The organism is Mesorhizobium sp. WSM4810, from assembly GCF_055811235.1.
Genome location: NZ_JBVVQV010000020.1, coordinates 98,030 through 115,234 on the forward strand (window position 1 = coordinate 98,030; position 17,205 = coordinate 115,234).

Below are 17,205 nucleotides of genomic sequence, written 5' to 3' on the forward strand. Positions count from 1 at the left end.
CTCCGGGCAGAGTGGCTGCAAGCTAAGGGCGAAGTCAAAATCCATCGGACTCCTTGTGCCACTAAAACCGGACAACGAGTCCCAGAATCGGACCTTGCTGCGACATCGAGGAAACCGTCGTCGTTGCTGTAGTCGACGCCCAATGCCCGGTACCCGATGACCGATGAGACGCGATCGCTGAAACGATAGCCGATCGCCACGGCGACATCCAGTCGATGTCGGCTTCGCCGGCGCCGACGAGCCCCACCGGCCAGAATAGACCTCGGGCCTGACCGAATAGTTTCCGCGAGGACCGGCCGTGGCATCCACCCAGACTGCGCCGTCGCTTCACTGAAGGAGACGTCGGTGTCGACCGTCCACACCCTACTGTCGCGGAATGCCTCATTTGCGGATCGCAAATTCGGCATTTGGCAGGCGTCGCTTGCCGCCGAATATCACTGCTCCCTGCCAGGAGTTTTGCCGTTTGCTGCCATAGCGCCATCCCTTATGCGCTAGAATGCGCATAGTCTTTTTGATGGTGCCAGTATCGGTATGTAAGTTACGCAGTCAGACTGTTGCTTGGTGAAGCTGTATCCGCCGATGGCCGAGGATTGACACGCTTGTGGCAGCGGTCCTCAAAGAACCCGCAATGTCTTCCCGATCCGACCCAAGGCCATTGCGCGGTATATCGGCGCCGGGAATTGGATCTCCCTACTGCCATTTGTCCCATCGAGCTAGCCGTATCCTGGATAGCCCGCTTTCGATGCAACCGAGCGGATTCCGTCCGTAGGTTACCGTTAATTACCTTCCGCCCCGAGCGGCAATAGGCAAACCTCACGAAGGACGATTTTGTCGAAGGCATGGTTGAAGCGTCCTGCCACGAGTTTCGTCTCGTCGACAGAACGCGGAGCATGTTTTTCTCGCCAAGGAACCGAAAACCCGGCTCATTTTGGAAAAGCGGTACAATCAAAGGAGGACGTCAGATGAGTGACAAGCAGGCGAATCCAGACCGACAACCGAACCGGCGCGACATTTTGCTGACCGGAGGATCTGTGCTCGCCATTTCAGCTGTCGCATCCGGAATAGCCACGAGCGCGAAAGCTCAAGCAGCCGGTGCAAAACCCAACATCCTCGTCATTTTCGGCGATGACGTCGGTTATTGGAACCTCAGCGCCTACAACCGGGGCATGATGGGCTATCGCACGCCGAACATCGATCGGATCGCCAAAGAGGGCGCGATCTTCACCGACCACTACGCCCAGCAGTCCTGCACAGCCGGGCGCGCCGCATTCATTACCGGCCAATCCTGCTTCCGCACCGGCCTGCTGAAGGTAGGCCTGCCGGGTGCCAAGGAAGGGCTGTCGGAGAAGGACCCGACACTTGCGGAACTGCTCAAGCCGCAGGGCTATGTTACCGGGCAATTCGGCAAGAACCATCTCGGCGACCGCAACGAGCATCTGCCCACCGTTCACGGCTTCGATGAGTTTTTCGGCAATCTCTATCACCTCAATGCCGAGGACGAGCCTGAGCATCCCGACTACCCGAAGAACCCCGAGTTCAAGGCCAAGTTCGGTCCACGCGGCGTGATGAAATGCAAGGCCAGTGCAACCGACGATCCTACCGAGGATCCGCGGTTCGGGCGGGTGGGTAAACAGGAGATCGAGGACACCGGTCCGCTGACGAAGAAGCGCATGGAAACTGTAGACGAAGAGTTCCTCGGCAGCGCGCTCAACTTCATCGACCGCTCGAACGCCGACGGGAAGCCGTTCTTCTGCTGGTTCAATTCGACCCGGACCCACATCTACACGTTTCTCAAGGAGGCTTCGAAGGGCAAGACCGGCTTGGGCATCTATGCGGACGCCATGGTGGAGATGGACGGCATGGTTGGCGAGCTTCTGGGCAAGCTCGATGACCTCGGCATCGCCGACAACACCATCGTCCTTTGGACGACCGACAACGGCGCGGAGGTTTTCTCGTGGCCGGACGGCGGCACCACGCCCTTCAAAGGCGAGAAGAACACAAACTGGGAAGGTGGCTACCGCGTGCCGTGCATGATGCGCTGGCCCGGCGTCATCAAGCCCGGAACCGAAATCAATCACATAACGTCACATGAAGACTTCGTGCCGACGCTCGTCGCCGCCGCAGGCGAACCAGACGTGACGGCCAAGCTGTTGAACGGATACGAAGCTGCTGGCAAGACGTTCAAGGTGCATCTGGACGGCTACAACCAACGCGACGTGTTAGCCGGCGAAGGCGAAGGCAAGCGCCACGAATACTTCTACTGGACCGATGACGGCAATCTCGCCGGCTTGCGTTACGAACGTTGGAAGATGGTCTTCCTCGAGCAGCGCGAGGAGGGGCTTGCCGTGTGGGAGAATCCGCTGATTCCGCTGCGGTTCCCGAAGCTCTTCGACATCAAGGGTGACCCGTTCGAACGGGCGCAGACGGACGCTGGGGAATATGACAGATGGCGTGTCGAGCACGCCTTCGCGCTCGTGCCGGCGCAGGCTTATGTCGCCAAACACCTGCAGACCTATGTCGAGTTCCCGCCGCGGCAGAGGCCCGGCAGCTTCGCGCTCGACCAGGTCCTGGCGAAACTGCAGGAGGGTGGCAGAAACTGAGTCTTCGCTCTGAACAGGCCGCGCTCGCACTATCGGCAGGCGCGGCCTCCAAGCTAACTCGGAAGCAGATCAATGGCAGTCGCGAACAACAATTCCTCGACCGAGACCATTGCTCAGCGGGCAAAGAACGAACTGCGCGAGTACGCGCTCCTGTCCTTGTATCTATTCGTCTGCTTTGGTGCGCTTATTCTCTACAAGGCAGCGATCCTTGGCGAGGAGGGCATCAGCTATCTGCCATCAGGTCTGGCGGCCATCAAGGCACTGATCCTGGCGAAGTTCATAATGCTCGGACAGATGATCCGCTTGGGAGACCGGCGTGGAGGAGGCAGAATCGCCTACGTTATAGCCTACAAGGCCTTGCTCTATCTGATCCTGCTTCTCGTTCTCTCGGTCCTCGAGGAAGTCGTCGTCGGTTTGATTCATGGGCGATCGGTCGCCGCCTCGCTCGCTGAGTTCGGAGGCGCCAAGCTGCCTCAGACGCTGGCGACAAGCCTGATCATGCTGCTGATATTGATCCCCTATTTGGCGTCCAGGGAACTGAATGTCGCCCTCGGCGAAGGCAGGCTCTGGACGCTGCTGTTCGAACACCGTCCCGCTCAAATTTCAGAAAGCAAAGGTGTCAAGCCATGACCGTTCTCGCTCGCGCCACCAGGCGCTATTTGCTGCCCCTTTTTCTGTTGATGGCGATTGCGCCTTCCGCGCAAGGCGCGGAAGTACTCGCGTCATGGAACGAAGGCGAGGCGAAGCAATCCATCGTGCGGTTCGTCGAAAGCGTGACCAAGGAAGGGTCGGCGGATTTCGTGCCTGTCCCCGAACGCATCGCGGTGTTCGACAATGACGGGACGCTGTGGGGCGAACAGCCCATGTATTTTCAGCTTCTGTTCGCGCTCGACCGGGTCAAGGCGCTCGCGCCCCAACATCCCGAATGGAACACGCAGGAGCCCTTTGCCTCGCTGTTGAAGGGCGATGTGAAAGCGGCGCTAGCTGGCGGAGAACACGCGATGCTGGATATCGTGATGGCCGCGCATTCCGGCATGACGACCGACGAGTTCGAACAGATCGTCCGCGACTGGTTTGCGAGCGCAAAGCATCCGAAGACAGGCAAACCCTACACGGAGATGATCTACCAGCCGATGTTGGAGCTGCTGGACTATTTGCGCGCCAACGGTTTCAAGACATTCATAGCCTCGGGCGGCGGCATCGAGTTCGTGCGAGTATTCAGCGAGCAGGTTTATGGCATTCCGCCCGAGCAGGTAATCGGCAGCAGCGGCAAAATGAAATTCGAGTTGAAAGGGGACCAGATGGTTCTCAACAAGCTGCCGGAAGTTGATTTCATTGACGACAAGGCGGGCAAGCCGGTGGCCATCCAAAAGCATATTGGGCGGCGGCCGATCGCGGCCTTCGGCAATTCCGACGGCGATCTGCAGATGCTGCAATGGACCTGCGCCGGACCAGCCCCGCGCTTCTGCCTGTATGTCCATCATACAGACGCGGAGCGCGAATGGGCCTATGACCGGCAGTCAAGCATCGGCCGTCTGGACAAGGGTCTCGACGCCGCAGTCGATTCTGGTTGGACGGTTGTCGATATGAAGAAGGATTGGAACCGGGTGTTCGCCTTCGAGAAGTAAGGAGTCGGAGCAAGACGATGCGTCAATTTGTGGAACGCCGGGCTCAATCTACACAGGTCGAAGAGCCATTCCTGAACATGGTCTGGATTCCTGGCGGTACATTCCTCATGGGATCGGACAAGCACTATCCCGAGGAGGCGCCGGCGCATAGGGTGACAGTGGGCGGCTTCTGGATGGACGCCTGCACCGTCACCAACCGCGAGTTTGCCCGCTTCGTCGATGCAACTGGTTACGTCACCTCGGCCGAACGTCCCGTAAATCCCGACGATTATCCCGGAGCGAAGCCGGACATGCTGGCGCCATCGTCCGTGGTGTTCAGCAAGGCCAAACAGCGTGTCGATCTTCGCGATCACTACAATTGGTGGGTCTACGTGCGCGGCGCCAATTGGCGCCATCCGCGCGGGCCGGCGAGTTCGATCAAGCGGCTGGCCGACCATCCGGTCGTGCATGTGAACTTTGAGGATGCCGAAGCCTACGCATCGTGGGCGGGCAAGGAATTGCCCACCGAGGCCGAGTGGGAATTCGCGGCGCGGGGCGGGCTCGACGCGGCCGAATTTGTCTGGGGCGATGAAATGGCACCCGATGGCCGACACATGGCCAATACCTGGCAAGGTGAGTTCCCATGGCAGAATTTCTGCGAGGACGGCTACGAGGGGACGTCACCCGTCGCCTCCTTTGCCGCCAATGGCTACGGCCTCTACGACATGGCTGGCAATGTCTGGCAGTGGACCACGGATTGGTACCAGGAACACGGCAAGATCGACAGCCCGTGCTGCACGGTTGACAACCCCCGCGGTGCCAAACGGGACGACAGCCTCGATCCACGGCAGCCGCAGATCAGAATCCCGCGCAAGGTGATGAAAGGCGGATCGCATCTTTGCGCGCCCAACTATTGCCGGCGCTACCGCCCGGCCGCGCGGATGGCGCAGCCGATCGACACGTCGACGTGCCATTTAGGTTTCCGCTGCATTGCACGCAGAACGTGACAAATACTGCTAAAAACGCCCGGCACGAGACCGATCTCGGCCCGGCTACCGAGGCGATCGTAAAACATATCGACCGCTTCAATCCCGGCGACACCTGGGAAGTGGTGGCCGATTGAGGAAAACCGCGTTCCATCTGCCAACGCTAATATCAATGTATCGAAAACCGGATTATTTTCGAGTCGATCGGCAAAACGCTGTGCTTTGGCAGAAGAGGTCTCCAATGCGATCTGACATGAAGCGCCTTGTTCTTTATTGTGCTTGCAGCGCCATGCTCACATTCCCTGTTCGCGCTGCAGATGTCGTTTCTGCCGCGGCGGGTTAGCGGGTTAACTGATGTCTTCTATGAAGGCGGCTGGATCGTTTCGACCCGCGCGCTGGGGCTTGGCGGCGAAGCTGTTTACAACCCTCGTCCTGCTCGGCGCTATCGCGGTGCTAGTGACTGGGGTGCTCGGTTACTTCCGCGCACAGAATGCTCTCGAAAAGGCAGTCTTCGACCAGCTCACGGCCGCCCGCCAGACCAAGACGCGCCAGGTTGAAACCTACTTCCGTACGATACAGGCCGATCTGCGCCTGCTCGCCACCTCCAAGATGGTGGTCGATGCGACGCGCGAGTTCCGGATTGCAGTCGACCAACTTGACCGGGCGGGCGTGCCGCCCGAACTGCAGAAGAAGGTCGGCGACTGGTACGCCGCGAACTTTATCCCCCAGATGACGGGTATCCTGGGCAGGGAACCACCCCTGTCGGACTACCTGCCGGTCGGTGGCGCCCCCTACCATCTGCAGCATCACTACATTGTGGAAAATCCGAACCCGGCGGAGCGGCGCAAGCTTCTGGACGACGCCGGCGACAGGAGCGACTACAGCAGGCTGCACGCCGTTTATCATCCATTGATGCGCGCCGCGGCTACGACCGTCGGCTTTTTCGATTTCATGATCGCCGATTCCAAATCCGGTCGCCTGATCTACACCGTCCAGAAGGAGGTCGACTTCACCACGTCCCTCCAGTTCGGTCCGTACCGCCGCTCCAACGCCGCCGCCGTCGTCGCCCGCTGCGCGGAGAGCGCCGACCGATCGGCCGTCTGTCTCGAGGATTTCGCTCCTTATGCGCCCTCTGGCGGCGCGCCGATTGCCTTCATGGGAGCACCGGTGATCGACCAAGGGATCGTCATCGGCGTGCTGATTGCGCAATTGTCGAACGAGGAGATCGACGACGTTGTCACCGGCGGTCGCCGCTGGCGGCAGGAGGGGTTCGGCGAAACGGGTGAGGCCTATCTCGTGGGGCCCGATTATCTGGTTCGCTCCGGCCCGCGGGCGTTCTACGAGAACCGGGAGACCTACTTCGCCGAACTAAAGTCCGTTGGCCCCGACGACGAGGAGCTCGACGCAATTCAGCGTTACGGGACGCCAGTGTTGCATCAGCGCATCGACACCAAGGCCACTCAGGCGGCACTGGCCGGTGTCGAGGGCACCGGCGAGATCATCGGATACCGTGGCGTCCCGACGCTCGCTTCGTGGGGGCCGCTGGCGATTCCCGGCGTCACCTGGGCCCTCGTCGCCAAGGTCGACAGCGCCGAGGCCTTCGCGCCGATCGCCCGGCTCCGCCAGGATCTGCTGCTTGTAGGGGGACTGGCCCTGCTGGTGGTGGCCGCCACCGCCGCGTGGCTGTCGCGCGCGCTGCTCGGACCGCTGCGCGAGCTCACTGCCGGAGTAAAACGCTTCGCTGCCGGCGACTATCGCGCCAGCGTGCCAGTGCGCACGCGCGACGAAATCGGCCAGCTGTGCGCAGCTTTCAACGGCATGGTCGAGGATCTGCGCGAAAAGAATGTCGTCATCGAGAACAAGAACCGCGAGAATGAGGAGCTGCTACTGAACGTCCTGCCGGCGCCGATCGCCAATCGGCTGCGCGGAGGCGAAGAGAGGATCGCCGACGGCTTCGCGGAGGTCACGGTGGCCTTCGCCGATCTTGTCGGGTTCACCGCTCTCACATCGGAGATGCCGCCGCAGGAGGTCGTGACGTTTCTCAACGGGCTGTTCACGCGCTTCGATGCCGCGGCCAACGATCTCGGCATCGAGAAGATCAAGACTGTGGGCGATGCCTATATGGCGGTGTGCGGTCTGCCCGTGCCGGTCGCCAACCACGCCGAGCGCATGGTGCGCATGGCCATCCGCATGGTCCACATTACCCGCGAGCACGCCATGGAGCACAACGTCCCGATGAAGCTTAGGGTTGGCGTCAACAGCGGGCCGGTGGTGGCCGGCGTCATCGGCAAGAGCAAGTACATCTACGACCTGTGGGGTGACACGGTGAATCTCGCGAGCCGCATGGAATCAGGTAGCATTCCCGACGCGGTTCAGGTGACGCGGGCCGTCTACGAGCGGCTTAAGGACCAGTTCGTTTTCGAGCCGCGCGGCGCTATAGAAGTCAAGGGCAAAGGGAAAGTAGAGGCCTGGCTCTTGAGGTTGTAGAGTTGTGGCGCCGGACTCGGTCGTCGGCCGAATCTCTGAAGCGGCTCGTTTCGGCGCAATCGCGCCGGCTCCATCTCTCTTCACGATGCTTCGAACCAGCCTTCTCGACGCTCCGCGTATTCTGCGGGACATCTCTTATCGGCGCGATATGTCGAGCATTGGATCCAGAATTGGCGCTGGCGAGGTGCAGTTTTCCGCTCACCGCCAACTGCGCGGTCGCCCGCATTTGGCTGCTCGCGTTCGACGTAAATTACATAGAGTCGCTGGTGCAGCTGGGCCTATTGGCGCATCGTTTCAGCCTGCGGACAGGCGTCCTCGTTGGTGCCGGCCCTCAAAGCCTTTCTGCCGGCCAGGAGGAGATGAGTTGAAGGCCTTTCTTGCCACTGTCGTTGCTCTCTTGGGGTTGCCTTTCGCGGACGCACTGGCCCAAGACGACAGCCAGGATCTTGCCAAGAAGCTTTCCAATCCGATCGCCTCGCTGATCGGTGTTCCTCTCTAGTTCAATCACGACGAAGGCTTCGGACCGAACGGCGTAAGGCTTGCCGAGACAGAGACAGACAGGGAGGATCAACGCATGACGGGCAATGAGATGTTGAAGGTCGGTGCAGCGGCGCTGGCGCTGCTGCTTGCCGGGCCTGGTTCGGCGTACCCTGTCCTTGCACAAGAACAGGTCGCGGCGGCTGACGCATCCGGCGATGCGGCGGCCTCGCCGGGGCCGCTGAGCGCCGACGAGATGGAGGTCCTGGTTGCGCGCATTGCGCTCTATCCGGACGAACTGATCGCGGTGATCACGGCGGCTGCGCTTTATCCGCTGCAGATCGTCGAGGCGGCGCGCTTCCTAGACCGCTACGAGAAAGACAAGAGCCTGACACCCAAGGACAGCTGGGACGGCTCCGTCGTGTCGCTGCTCAACTATCCGGACATCGTCAAGATGATGAGCGACGACCTCGAATGGACGCAGACGCTCGGCGACGCCATCGCCTACCAGCAGAAGGACGTGCTGGTTGCCATCCAGCAGCTGCGCGACGAGGCGGTCGCCAAGGGCGTGATCAAGACCGACGACAAGATCCAGGTGGTCAAGGAGAACGACAATGTCGTCATCAAGTCGGCGAGCTCCGAAGTGATCTACGTCCCGCAATATCCGCCGCAGATGTTTTATGAGCCGGGTTACGTGTGGGAACCGATCCGCTATTATCCCGATCCTTACCCCTATTATGTGTATCCGGGCGCGACCTTCTTCGCCGGGGCGGTGACGGGCGCCATCTGGGCCGCCGCCGTCGACTGGGACGACTGGGGGGTATGGGGTGGAGGCTGGAACGGCAACGACATCGATATCGACTGCAACAACTGTTTCAACAACCGCGACTTCAACGGCAATATCAACATCAACGACGTCGACTGGAAGAATGTCGATCGCAGCAAGATCAAGATCGACCGCGATCAGTTGAACAAGTTCGACCAGAACAACATCAAGAACAGGATCGAGAAGAATGGCGACAACGCCATCCGCGACCGCGCCCGCGACATCAAGAAGAACGACAGCCTCGCCAACAGGGCGCCGGGCAAGACGGCGGGAACGAGAGACGTGCGCAAGAGCACGCTCGACGGGCTGAAGGCCAAGCCCGCCAACGTGACCCGCCCCGCCAAGCCCGCCAACATCCAGAAACCTGCGGCCAGGCCTACCGCCAACCGCCCGGCGGCGAATCCGGCCAAGGTGAACCGTCCGGCTGGCAAGCCAAAACCTGCGGCAAGGGTCGACAACCGGCCGAAGAAACCGTCGGGGCTTGGCAACGTCGATCGCGGCAAGGCGACCAAGGTCAGCTCCAACCGTGGCCACAAGTCGATGGGTGGCGGCAGCCGTGGCGGCAGCCACAAGCAGATCAAACGCGGCGGCGGCGGACGCCGGCGTTAACGGTACGGGAGGACAGGACCATGACACAGATGTTCAGCACCACCCGTCACACGGGACTTTTGCATACGATCGTTCTCCGCACTGTCTGCGCCGTGGCGCTTGCAGCCAGCATCGCCGTCTCGCAGCCAGCCGCTGCACAGGATGCGCCGGATGCGCCGGAGATCACCGCCTTTGCGGCCGCCGCCGAGCCGCCTGTCTTCGATACGCCCGAGGCAGCGGTCGAAGCATTCAAGCAGGCGCTCAACGACGCCGGCAACGGTGCGGTTGCGGCCCTACTCGGCCTCGATGCGGAAAAGCTGAAGGCCGACGAGAACGCAGACGAGACGCTGGCGGCGATCAAGGAGGGTGTGGCCAAGCAGCTTGTCCTCGATGGCGAGGGCGACCGCCGCACGCTGCAGATCGGCGACAAGCTGTGGCCGCTGCCTTTTCCGATCGTCAAGGGCGAGGACGGCAAGTGGGCTTTCGACACCTATGCCGGGCTCGAAGAGATCGTGAACCGGTATGTCGGCGAGAACGAGCTCACCGCGATCGAGACGATGCGCACCTATGTCGACGCGCAGGAGGACTATGCGTCGCAGGACCGCGACGAGGATGGCGTCGAGGAGTTTGCGCAGAAACTGATAAGCTCGGAGGGCGCGACCGACGGCCTCTACTGGCCGACCGACGACATCAACGGCGAGAGCCCGGCCGGTGGCAATATCGATCAGGCCGAACTTCAGGACGCGGCCAAGGGCGAAGGCTATTTCGGCTACAAATACAAGATCCTGACCGGCCAGGGCGATCAGATCGCCGGCGGCGCCTACGACTACGTCATCAACGGCAACATGATCGCCGGCTTCGGCCTTATCGCCTGGCCGGCCAAATATGGCGAGACAGGCGCAAAAACCTTCGCCGTCAACCAGCACGGCGTCGTCTACGAGGCGGATCTCGGGCCAGCCACCGAGCAGATCGTCAAATACATCGACCGCTTCAATCCGGACGATACCTGGCAGGTCGTGGGCGACTGAGAGAAATGGATCAAAAGCCGGGTTATTTTCGAGTCGATCGGCAAAACCCTGCGCTGTGGCAGAAGAGGTGGTATGGAATTGAGCTTCGCATTCATGGCCAGACCCGGCCACCAGTCCGTCGTCAGGCCGCGCGCCTACACCATGATCCGCAGGCCTTCGCGGCGAACGGCATCAATTTCGCCCAGCCGACGGTGCAGGTCGGGAACGACGAGAAGCAGGCGGCTGCCGCCGCGGCCAACGTCTTCGGCCAGTTGGAGGCGCAGCTCAGGCGCGCCCGGAATGGTCGTGAACGGCATACGTCCAGGCGCTTGGCCTTCGCCAGCCGCTCCCTTCACCGCCGTCGCAAAAATTCCAGCTTCAGCCGGTTGATCTGCTCCGCGGTCCATCCCCGAACGTCAGTCACTTCGATCCAGGCATCGATGTAATGCTCCGGCGCATAGACATGCCCGTACCCCATCGGGGCCGTTGTGGCCATCGCCATGTCGACGGTGAGCTGGAGAAGCGTCACCACCGGATACCATTTGAGCTCGGGAGACACGTCGGAACCGCGCGGCCCCGCCATCCATTCCGGCTGTCGGTACAGGGAGCGGTAGTCGAAGAACGTCACCGGGTCGCTCGCATATTGAAGATAGACGATCCGCATCGGTCCCCAATGTGCGTCCGGGATCGCCAGGCCGTTCTCCTGGCTCGTGAACCGCACATACGACCCGTCCCTGAAGCGTGGCAGCCAGGCCGGCGATCCTCGCTCGCGGTCGTCGGTGACGGAACGCCAGATCCTGCTCGGAAATGGCGGGCCGCTCCAAAGTGCCCCCTGATACGGGTCGCCGATCACTTCGAACAACTCGGCGGATTGCTCGGAGCTCAAGGCGCCAAGGCTCAGCCCATGCAGGTAGAGCCTTGGGCGCCTTTCCTTGGGAAGCGTGGTCCAATGCGCGTAGATTTCCGCAAACAGGGTACGAGCGGCCTCGGCGCCATAGCCGGGCTCGACCAGGAGAGACAGCCAGCTTGTGAGATACGAATACTGCATGGCGACGCTCGCGACGTCGCCGCCGTGGAGATATTCGACGGTGTCCATTGCAGCAGGGTCTATCCAACCGGTACCTGTCGGCATCACTACGATCAGCACCGAGCGATCGAATCCGCCGACGCGCTTGAGCTCCTCGAGGGCGAGCTTTGCGCGCTCCTCGGCTGTCTCCGCAGACCGCAATCCGACATAGACGCGGATCGGCTCACGCGCATCCATCCCCAGGAACGAGCCTAAATCCTTGCTCGTCGGCCCGGTCGCGATGAACTCCCGTCCCGCCCTTCCTAGCTCATCCCACTCGATCAGCGAGGTATCGCTTCCGGTCTTGCTGGGGTCGGCAGGCTGTTGGGTCTCGGGCTCGATCAGTTCATCGAATGCCTGGAACGACGAATCCGCGGCATGGAGCGCAACCCTGAAGAAAACGCCGTTGACCACTGTCCAGAATAACGCAGCTGCAGCGGCAATGCCGATCACGTATGACACGCGTATCGGCACGATCCGGCCAAGCATTCGCGAGATGAACAGGAACGTGACCTGAAACAATCGCGCCAAGAGGATCAAGAGCACGAAGGTCAGCAACGCGATCAGACCGACCTTCAGGGGGTGCGCAGTGTCTACCGGCTCGAGCCTCATGAGCTGCCGGATCGAATTTTGCCATTCCGAAGCCTGCCAGAGAAACGCCACGGCAACCAGGATGCAGGTGGCCGCAGCGACGAGTTTGATGGCCCGCAAGATGCGGCCGGTGGGCTTGGGCAACTCCAGGTAGTCGGCCAGCCAGCGCCCGAACACGCCAAGCCCATATCCGGCCGCGAAAGAACATCCCGATAGAATGCCTTGCGTCACAAACGTGCGTGGAAGCAGCGTAGGGGTGAGCGAGGCCGCCAAGAAGAGTGTTCCGATCAGCAGGCCAGCGGCTGAGAAGGAACGCCAGAACCTGAAGATCCAGAACAGCCTCATTGGAGCGGCCACGTGCGATCGCTGGAGTGCTTCGAGGCAGCTTGCCGTGCAAGATGCGTCGGCGCAACCCGCAACTGCGCGGAACCACGGCGACGCCACGAACTCGATACCAATCTGGAGCAGTCTTTGTTCTGGAGCAGTCTTTCCAAACTTTAGGGGTGCGGTCGCTCGCCGTTCACCGCGCGTGTCAAAGGAGACTGAGCAGCGCGGCACGATGGCCGAGCTTCATCGTTTGTGGAGGTTAGAAACGGAGTTTGGAACAGAAAGGCCACAACTCACAAAGCGCAATGATAACAAACGCTTACTGTATATCTGGCGATTCCGCGATGTGCGATGCTTGCCAGCGATGTGCGCGGAGGTGCGCTTGGATTACGCTACGGCCCCTTCCGGCCATCCTCTGTTAGGAGTGTTGCGCAGAACGACAATTGGATGGAAACAGGTGGACAAACGGCCATGGCGGCATCACCTGACGACGCTGCTGCTGCTGCGCGCGGGCTATGCCTGCGTGCCCTACAAGCTCGCTGGAGAGCGTGATCGAGCAGAACAAGGAAGTTATTACCTGTCGCTTCGGCGGACGCAGGGGACGATCCGGATGGATGCGCCGGACTGGAACCCATGGCTGGAGTTCTTCCTGCGGGCCTTGCAGAGCCAAAAACAGCACCTCGAGAAAAAGATGGAGCGCGAGCAGGTCATGCTCGCTGCGCTGCCGGAGTCATCGGTCCCGATCCTCGAACTGGCGAGTGAGCATGGCCGGGCTACGGTGGCCGAGACCGCGAGGGTCAGCGGCGCGAGCCGCAACACGATCAAGGACCATCTGAAGGCGCTGGTCGAGCAGGGCCATCTGACTAGGCATTGCTCAGGTGCCTGGACACCAGAACGCCAGGCTCGAAGCAGCAAGTATGCAAGTTGGTGGAAATTGCCGGAACCGGCTTAGCTTCGAGAATCGCCAACGCCTCATCGGATGTCCGTGCCTGTCGGAGTCGCGCCCGAACCTGAGATGCCCGAAGCAGCCGGCATATTTGGGAGAGGGCAGGGAGGAAGGCGGACGTGGCAGAGGCCGGCCAAAGTATAGTGTAAATGAGGTCGACGGGATCGTCGTCCGGGCCGTCGAAATCGATAGGCTGAGCCAAACGTGTCAAAGACGCGGCAGGCGAAGAGATCATACCGAGCAGAGCGTGGGGGATCGCGACGCCACGACCGATGCCCGTCGAGCCGAGACACTCACGGTCGAAAAGACCACGGATAACCATCTGCTCGTCAAGCCCATTTCTCCGAGCAATCCTGATCGCAATTCTTGACAAGGCTGATTGCTTTCCCTTCGTCACAAGATCAAGCGAAATGTCTTCTTCTGACAGGATGGGGGAGATCATCAGGGTCAACCTCCGTGTCGATCCAGACGCGATCGCAAATGAGCGTTCAGCCGCACTGGTCAAGCAGGACAGAGTTCTCAGTGGACTGAGGAGTGGAGATGAGGCTGGCTGTCCCGGACGCGAACTCTCTCGCGTCCGGGCTAATGGCCCGTTTTGAGGCGTTTAGGCTCCCGCCGAAAATTGAGGCTGAAAATATTCATAGCAATTCAGAGGTAGTGGAAGATATTTTGAAAATCAAGCAAAACAGGTACGGGCCTGACTAACAGAAATAATGCTTTTAAATGCCAGTTATTTTCGTTTGACGAACAGAACAGTCTCCTGCTTACTAGCTGGGCGCGAACATGCCGTGTCAGAAAGTGAAAATCGAATTTTTAGACGGACTTCCAGATCTTCAGCCGTCGCAATTTTTATTTCAACCAGGAGATGCCGTGATGAAAAAACTCGTCCTCGCAGTTGCCTTGACAGTGGGCAGTTCGCTTTGCGCCATGGCGGCGAATGAGGTCACCAAAGCTCCGCCAGCCGCTCCTTACGAACAGGTCAGCAAGCTTGTGAAACTGCCCGACTTCCTGCCGGGCATGGGCCAACTTTTCGTCGATCCGACGACATTGCCTGCCGGACCATTCCTTGCCTATGACCACGATGGCGAGCTTGTCAGCACGATTTACATGCTGCCGATCAAAGACCTCAATCCGGACAAGCGTTTTGACGACCTCGCTTCACCCGGCGGCAATGTCGACCATGTGGACGTCTACTACAATGCCGGCCATCCGGGGGTAGAAGAGCCGCATGTCCATGTCGTGCTGTGGCATGTTTCGGCGGCTGACGAGGCACAGGTCGCCAAATGACACTGACGCGTCGTGAGATACTGGGCGCTGGCGGCGGGCTCGCCGCCGCCCTTTCCCTCTCTTCTCTGGCCGTGTTGGGTGGCGAGATGATCGAAGTCAAGATGCAAGGGCGCGACGACGGTTCACACGTCTGGTTCGACTCGATAGGCATTCTGATCAAACCAGGACAGACGATCCGCTGGACCAATCTCAACCCCGGCAATTCGCACACGACGACGGCATACAATCCCACAAACTTCGAGCGGCCGCTCCGCATGCCGAAAGCGGCAAAATCTTGGGATTCTGACTATCTACTGCCCGACGAAAGCTTTTCGGTTACTTTCACCGAGCAGGGGGTCTATGATTATTACTGCATTCCGCATGAGCATGCTGGAATGGTCGGTCGTATCGTCGTCGGCGAGCCCGAGGCGCATGACTGGACGGAGCTAACCGGAGCGAAGGGAGACCTACCGGAAGAGGCCGTCAAGGCCTTTCCGATGGTCGAAGACATCATGACGAAAGGGATCGTGCGGCGCGCCTAGGCATGCGTGCAGGATGCGTGACACCAGCAACAGGAGAACCCAAACGACGATGCGAATGGGAGCCCGAGTTTCCTGTTTGTCGTCAATGATCGATAGGGGCGACCATCATGACCGGCAGCGCGTTTCCATACGATAATGAAACACGAGCGAAGTGCGACGAGCGTCAGGTAGATATGCCTCTCGGTGCTCGGGCCGCAGCCCAACAACGTGAGCGTGCCACACATCGGCTTGCCGCCTTAGGCGAGATGACTGGCGGTATTGCCCATGATTTCAGAAACCTCCTGGCAGTCATCGGATCCGGCCTGAGGCTTGCCGAAATAAGAGCCGAGGAGCCCGAAAGCGTGAGGACCTACATTGCTGCAGCGCGGCAGGGAATCGATCGAGGTATCGAACTGACGTCACTGGTACTGGCCTTCGCAAAACATCAGGAACTCGAAATCCACGCTGGCAATTTGAATGAATTCCTCAGGTCTTTTGAGCCTTTCCTGAGATATGGCGCAGGCCCCGATGTCCGCGTCAAGCTGGAGCTTGGTTCCGATATCCCGAACTGCTTGATCGACCCGGCGCTGTTCGACTCTGCAGTGCTTAATCTCGTAATGAACGCACGAGATGCGATGCCAAGTGGCGGGGAGATCCGCGTCACCACTGAGCGATTGGTGCAGACGGCCCCGACGCCTGACCTGCCCGGACCCGAAACCTACGCATGCGTTCGCGTCAAGGACGATGGTTGCGGCATGGCTCCGGAAGTCTTGCGAAAGGTATTTGATCCTTTCTTTACGACGAAGGGTGAGAAGGGCACCGGGATAGGGATGTTGCAAGTGCAGGCATTGGCGCAAATGGTTGGTGGTCGGATCCGGATAAAGAGTGAGCGAGGGATTGGAACAACGGTCGACCTTCTGTTCCCGTCAATCCAAGCGGACCTTTAGACGCCCAACAACTCCTACAATTTGATGTCGGCGCTCGCGACGGAATGCAATCCTGCCAGGGCAGGACCTACCACGCTCTCGTCCGCACTTGCGGATTGCACCGCGTAAACCGGATAGGAGAACTGCGGCATTTCAGGCACAAGGTGCAGCCGGCCGGCCTCCATGTGAGGCCGCACAGAACTCATCCTGAAATATCCGGAGCCGCCAGTCGCAAGAACATAGCTCAGTGCGAGCGGACCGAGATCGAAAGAAAGATCCGGAGCAGCACTCGGGAAATTCATCCCGTGGTGAAGTTCAAAATCCGGCCCCCAATCCATATAAACATAATCGGATTCGTCCAGGAGGCGCGCTTCGGAATTGGTCGTCACGAGGACGAGTTTTTCCTCCAGAAGCAGATCGATTTTCAAACCCGGTCTGTGGGGGGGCGCGTACATGATAGCCAAGTCGACCATTCCTGACGCGACCTGATTGATCAAATCCTTCGGCACATCGACGTGTACTCGAAGTGCAATGTCCTGAAGCGACCCGCGCATCCATCGGACCCAATCGAGCAGAAGAGGTTGCGCTAGGCTGACTTCGCTGCCGACCGTCAGAACAGCTCGACGTCCCGGGGGCACGGCAACCTGGTGAAGGGTGCGTTGCCATAGTTGGACGAACATCGGGGCGTGGCGCAGAAATTGCTCACCGGCCGGGGTGAGAGAAGCTCCGCCTTTGTGGCGAACAAAAAGCGCGCGGCCCAATTGCTGCTCGAGGCTGCGAATCCGTGCGCTTACGGTCGTCTGGGCGACATTCAAGCGCTCCGATGCCCGAATGAAACTCCCTGTCGAAACGATCTCGATGAAAGTCCGGGCGAGTTCAATGTCCATAAAACATATAGCATAAAAATTGCGTTTAAATGTCAATCAATTTCGTTTGCTAGATAGCTAGTCAGAGCAATAGGCTTCGAGATTATCCACCCAGCTC

At 60.0% G+C, this 17,205-nt stretch carries 17 protein-coding genes and 1 pseudogene; 13 read left to right on the forward strand and 5 right to left on the reverse strand.

Annotated features, from left to right (window positions below):
• Nucleotides 1-61: 61 nt before the first annotated feature.
• Nucleotides 62-365, reverse strand: a pseudogene (locus AC0L3O_RS24930) (hypothetical protein); the annotation flags it as partial.
• A gap of 597 nt (nt 366-962) precedes the next feature.
• Between AC0L3O_RS24930 and AC0L3O_RS24935 the strand changes: the two are divergent.
• From AC0L3O_RS24935 to AC0L3O_RS24975, 9 genes are all read left to right on the forward strand, one after another.
• Nucleotides 963-2,600 (forward strand): arylsulfatase, encoded by a 1,638-nt coding sequence (locus tag AC0L3O_RS24935; protein ID WP_287342604.1) that lies wholly within the window; start codon nt 963-965, stop codon nt 2,598-2,600.
• A gap of 72 nt (nt 2,601-2,672) precedes the next feature.
• Nucleotides 2,673-3,230 (forward strand): hypothetical protein, encoded by a 558-nt coding sequence (locus tag AC0L3O_RS24940; RefSeq protein WP_287342606.1) that lies wholly within the window; start codon nt 2,673-2,675, stop codon nt 3,228-3,230.
• Nucleotides 3,227-4,228 carry an HAD family hydrolase gene (locus AC0L3O_RS24945; protein ID WP_287342608.1) on the forward strand — a complete coding sequence of 334 codons (1,002 nt, stop codon included), beginning with the start codon at nt 3,227-3,229 and terminating at the stop codon, nt 4,226-4,228. Before AC0L3O_RS24940 ends, AC0L3O_RS24945 begins: the two co-directional genes overlap by 4 nt.
• Before the next feature lie 17 nt (nt 4,229-4,245).
• A complete protein-coding gene (locus AC0L3O_RS24950) occupies nt 4,246-5,214 on the forward strand; it encodes a formylglycine-generating enzyme family protein (protein WP_473536524.1) in 969 nt (322 codons plus the stop codon).
• Nucleotides 5,211-5,330, forward strand: a complete 120-nt coding sequence (locus tag AC0L3O_RS24955) for a DUF2950 family protein (RefSeq protein WP_287342612.1) — start codon at nt 5,211-5,213, stop codon at nt 5,328-5,330. The genes AC0L3O_RS24950 and AC0L3O_RS24955 overlap by 4 nt, the downstream gene beginning before the upstream one ends.
• A 217-nt stretch (nt 5,331-5,547) precedes the next feature.
• Nucleotides 5,548-7,680 carry an adenylate/guanylate cyclase domain-containing protein gene (locus AC0L3O_RS24960; protein ID WP_287342614.1) on the forward strand — a complete coding sequence of 711 codons (2,133 nt, stop codon included), beginning with the start codon at nt 5,548-5,550 and terminating at the stop codon, nt 7,678-7,680.
• 364 nt (nt 7,681-8,044) lie between these two features.
• Nucleotides 8,045-8,179, forward strand: a complete 135-nt coding sequence (locus AC0L3O_RS24965; protein ID WP_473616894.1) for a hypothetical protein — start codon at nt 8,045-8,047, stop codon at nt 8,177-8,179.
• 75 nt (nt 8,180-8,254) lie between these two features.
• Complete coding sequence (locus tag AC0L3O_RS24970) at nt 8,255-9,592, forward strand: DUF3300 domain-containing protein (protein ID WP_473536589.1); 1,338 nt, start codon at nt 8,255-8,257, stop codon at nt 9,590-9,592.
• A gap of 20 nt (nt 9,593-9,612) precedes the next feature.
• Nucleotides 9,613-10,599, forward strand: a complete 987-nt coding sequence (locus tag AC0L3O_RS24975) for a DUF2950 domain-containing protein (protein WP_473536522.1) — start codon at nt 9,613-9,615, stop codon at nt 10,597-10,599.
• A 134-nt stretch (nt 10,600-10,733) separates the two neighbouring features.
• On the opposite strand, the gene AC0L3O_RS24980 is transcribed toward AC0L3O_RS24975, so the two are convergent.
• Together AC0L3O_RS24980 and AC0L3O_RS24985 are read right to left on the reverse strand one after the other, a co-directional pair.
• Nucleotides 10,734-10,895, reverse strand: a complete 162-nt coding sequence (locus tag AC0L3O_RS24980) for a hypothetical protein (RefSeq protein ID WP_023801807.1) — start codon at nt 10,893-10,895, stop codon at nt 10,734-10,736.
• A 35-nt stretch (nt 10,896-10,930) separates the two neighbouring features.
• Complete coding sequence (locus AC0L3O_RS24985) at nt 10,931-12,580, reverse strand: alpha/beta hydrolase (protein ID WP_473616911.1); 1,650 nt, start codon at nt 12,578-12,580, stop codon at nt 10,931-10,933.
• Nucleotides 12,581-12,944: 364 nt separating this feature from the next.
• Between AC0L3O_RS24985 and AC0L3O_RS24990 the strand changes: the two genes are divergently transcribed.
• Nucleotides 12,945-13,514 (forward strand): winged helix-turn-helix domain-containing protein, encoded by a 570-nt coding sequence (locus AC0L3O_RS24990; protein WP_287241519.1) that lies wholly within the window; start codon nt 12,945-12,947, stop codon nt 13,512-13,514.
• Here AC0L3O_RS24990 and AC0L3O_RS24995 read toward each other — a convergent pair.
• Nucleotides 13,426-13,950, reverse strand: a complete 525-nt coding sequence (locus tag AC0L3O_RS24995; protein ID WP_287055665.1) for a PTS sugar transporter subunit IIA — start codon at nt 13,948-13,950, stop codon at nt 13,426-13,428. The genes AC0L3O_RS24990 and AC0L3O_RS24995 overlap by 89 nt on opposite strands.
• 431 nt (nt 13,951-14,381) lie before the next feature.
• On the opposite strand from AC0L3O_RS24995, the gene AC0L3O_RS25000 reads away from it, so the two are divergent.
• The 3 genes from AC0L3O_RS25000 to AC0L3O_RS25010 all read left to right on the forward strand — a co-directional run bounded on the left by AC0L3O_RS25000 (nt 14,382) and on the right by AC0L3O_RS25010 (nt 16,242).
• Entirely contained in the window at nt 14,382-14,795 is a 414-nt protein-coding gene (locus tag AC0L3O_RS25000) for a DUF5602 domain-containing protein (RefSeq protein WP_027153955.1), read from the forward strand.
• The gene (locus tag AC0L3O_RS25005) at nt 14,792-15,316 is read left to right on the forward strand and encodes a plastocyanin/azurin family copper-binding protein (RefSeq protein WP_473616895.1); all 525 of its coding nucleotides are present in this window, start codon (nt 14,792-14,794) and stop codon (nt 15,314-15,316) included. Before AC0L3O_RS25000 ends, AC0L3O_RS25005 begins: the two co-directional genes overlap by 4 nt.
• 107 nt (nt 15,317-15,423) lie before the next feature.
• Nucleotides 15,424-16,242 (forward strand): ATP-binding protein, encoded by an 819-nt coding sequence (locus AC0L3O_RS25010; protein ID WP_473616897.1) that lies wholly within the window; start codon nt 15,424-15,426, stop codon nt 16,240-16,242.
• 14 nt (nt 16,243-16,256) lie between these two features.
• On the opposite strand, the gene AC0L3O_RS25015 is transcribed toward AC0L3O_RS25010, so the two are convergent.
• On the reverse strand, nt 16,257-17,108 hold the full coding sequence (locus AC0L3O_RS25015) for a LysR family transcriptional regulator (RefSeq protein WP_473524325.1): 852 nt from the start codon (nt 17,106-17,108) through the stop codon (nt 16,257-16,259).
• Nucleotides 17,109-17,205: the final 97 nt, after the last annotated feature.

What these genes read in the sequence shown, in the direction of transcription:
- AC0L3O_RS24935 (WP_287342604.1), top strand. Translation starts at nt 963, where the DNA reads ATGAGTGACAAGCAGGCGAATCCAGACCGACAACCGAACCGGCGCGAC.
- AC0L3O_RS24940 (WP_287342606.1), top strand. Translation starts at nt 2,673, where the DNA reads ATGGCAGTCGCGAACAACAATTCCTCGACCGAGACCATTGCTCAGCGG.
- AC0L3O_RS24945 (WP_287342608.1), top strand. Translation starts at nt 3,227, where the DNA reads ATGACCGTTCTCGCTCGCGCCACCAGGCGCTATTTGCTGCCCCTTTTT.
- AC0L3O_RS24950 (WP_473536524.1), top strand. Translation starts at nt 4,246, where the DNA reads ATGCGTCAATTTGTGGAACGCCGGGCTCAATCTACACAGGTCGAAGAG.
- AC0L3O_RS24960 (WP_287342614.1), top strand. Translation starts at nt 5,548, where the DNA reads ATGTCTTCTATGAAGGCGGCTGGATCGTTTCGACCCGCGCGCTGGGGC.
- AC0L3O_RS24970 (WP_473536589.1), top strand. Translation starts at nt 8,255, where the DNA reads ATGACGGGCAATGAGATGTTGAAGGTCGGTGCAGCGGCGCTGGCGCTG.
- AC0L3O_RS24975 (WP_473536522.1), top strand. Translation starts at nt 9,613, where the DNA reads ATGACACAGATGTTCAGCACCACCCGTCACACGGGACTTTTGCATACG.
- AC0L3O_RS24980 (WP_023801807.1), bottom strand. Translation starts at nt 10,895, where the DNA reads ATGCCGTTCACGACCATTCCGGGCGCGCCTGAGCTGCGCCTCCAACTG.
- AC0L3O_RS24985 (WP_473616911.1), bottom strand. Translation starts at nt 12,580, where the DNA reads ATGAGGCTGTTCTGGATCTTCAGGTTCTGGCGTTCCTTCTCAGCCGCT.
- AC0L3O_RS24995 (WP_287055665.1), bottom strand. Translation starts at nt 13,950, where the DNA reads ATGATCTCCCCCATCCTGTCAGAAGAAGACATTTCGCTTGATCTTGTG.
- AC0L3O_RS25000 (WP_027153955.1), top strand. Translation starts at nt 14,382, where the DNA reads ATGAAAAAACTCGTCCTCGCAGTTGCCTTGACAGTGGGCAGTTCGCTT.
- AC0L3O_RS25005 (WP_473616895.1), top strand. Translation starts at nt 14,792, where the DNA reads ATGACACTGACGCGTCGTGAGATACTGGGCGCTGGCGGCGGGCTCGCC.
- AC0L3O_RS25010 (WP_473616897.1), top strand. Translation starts at nt 15,424, where the DNA reads ATGACCGGCAGCGCGTTTCCATACGATAATGAAACACGAGCGAAGTGC.
- AC0L3O_RS25015 (WP_473524325.1), bottom strand. Translation starts at nt 17,108, where the DNA reads ATGGACATTGAACTCGCCCGGACTTTCATCGAGATCGTTTCGACAGGG.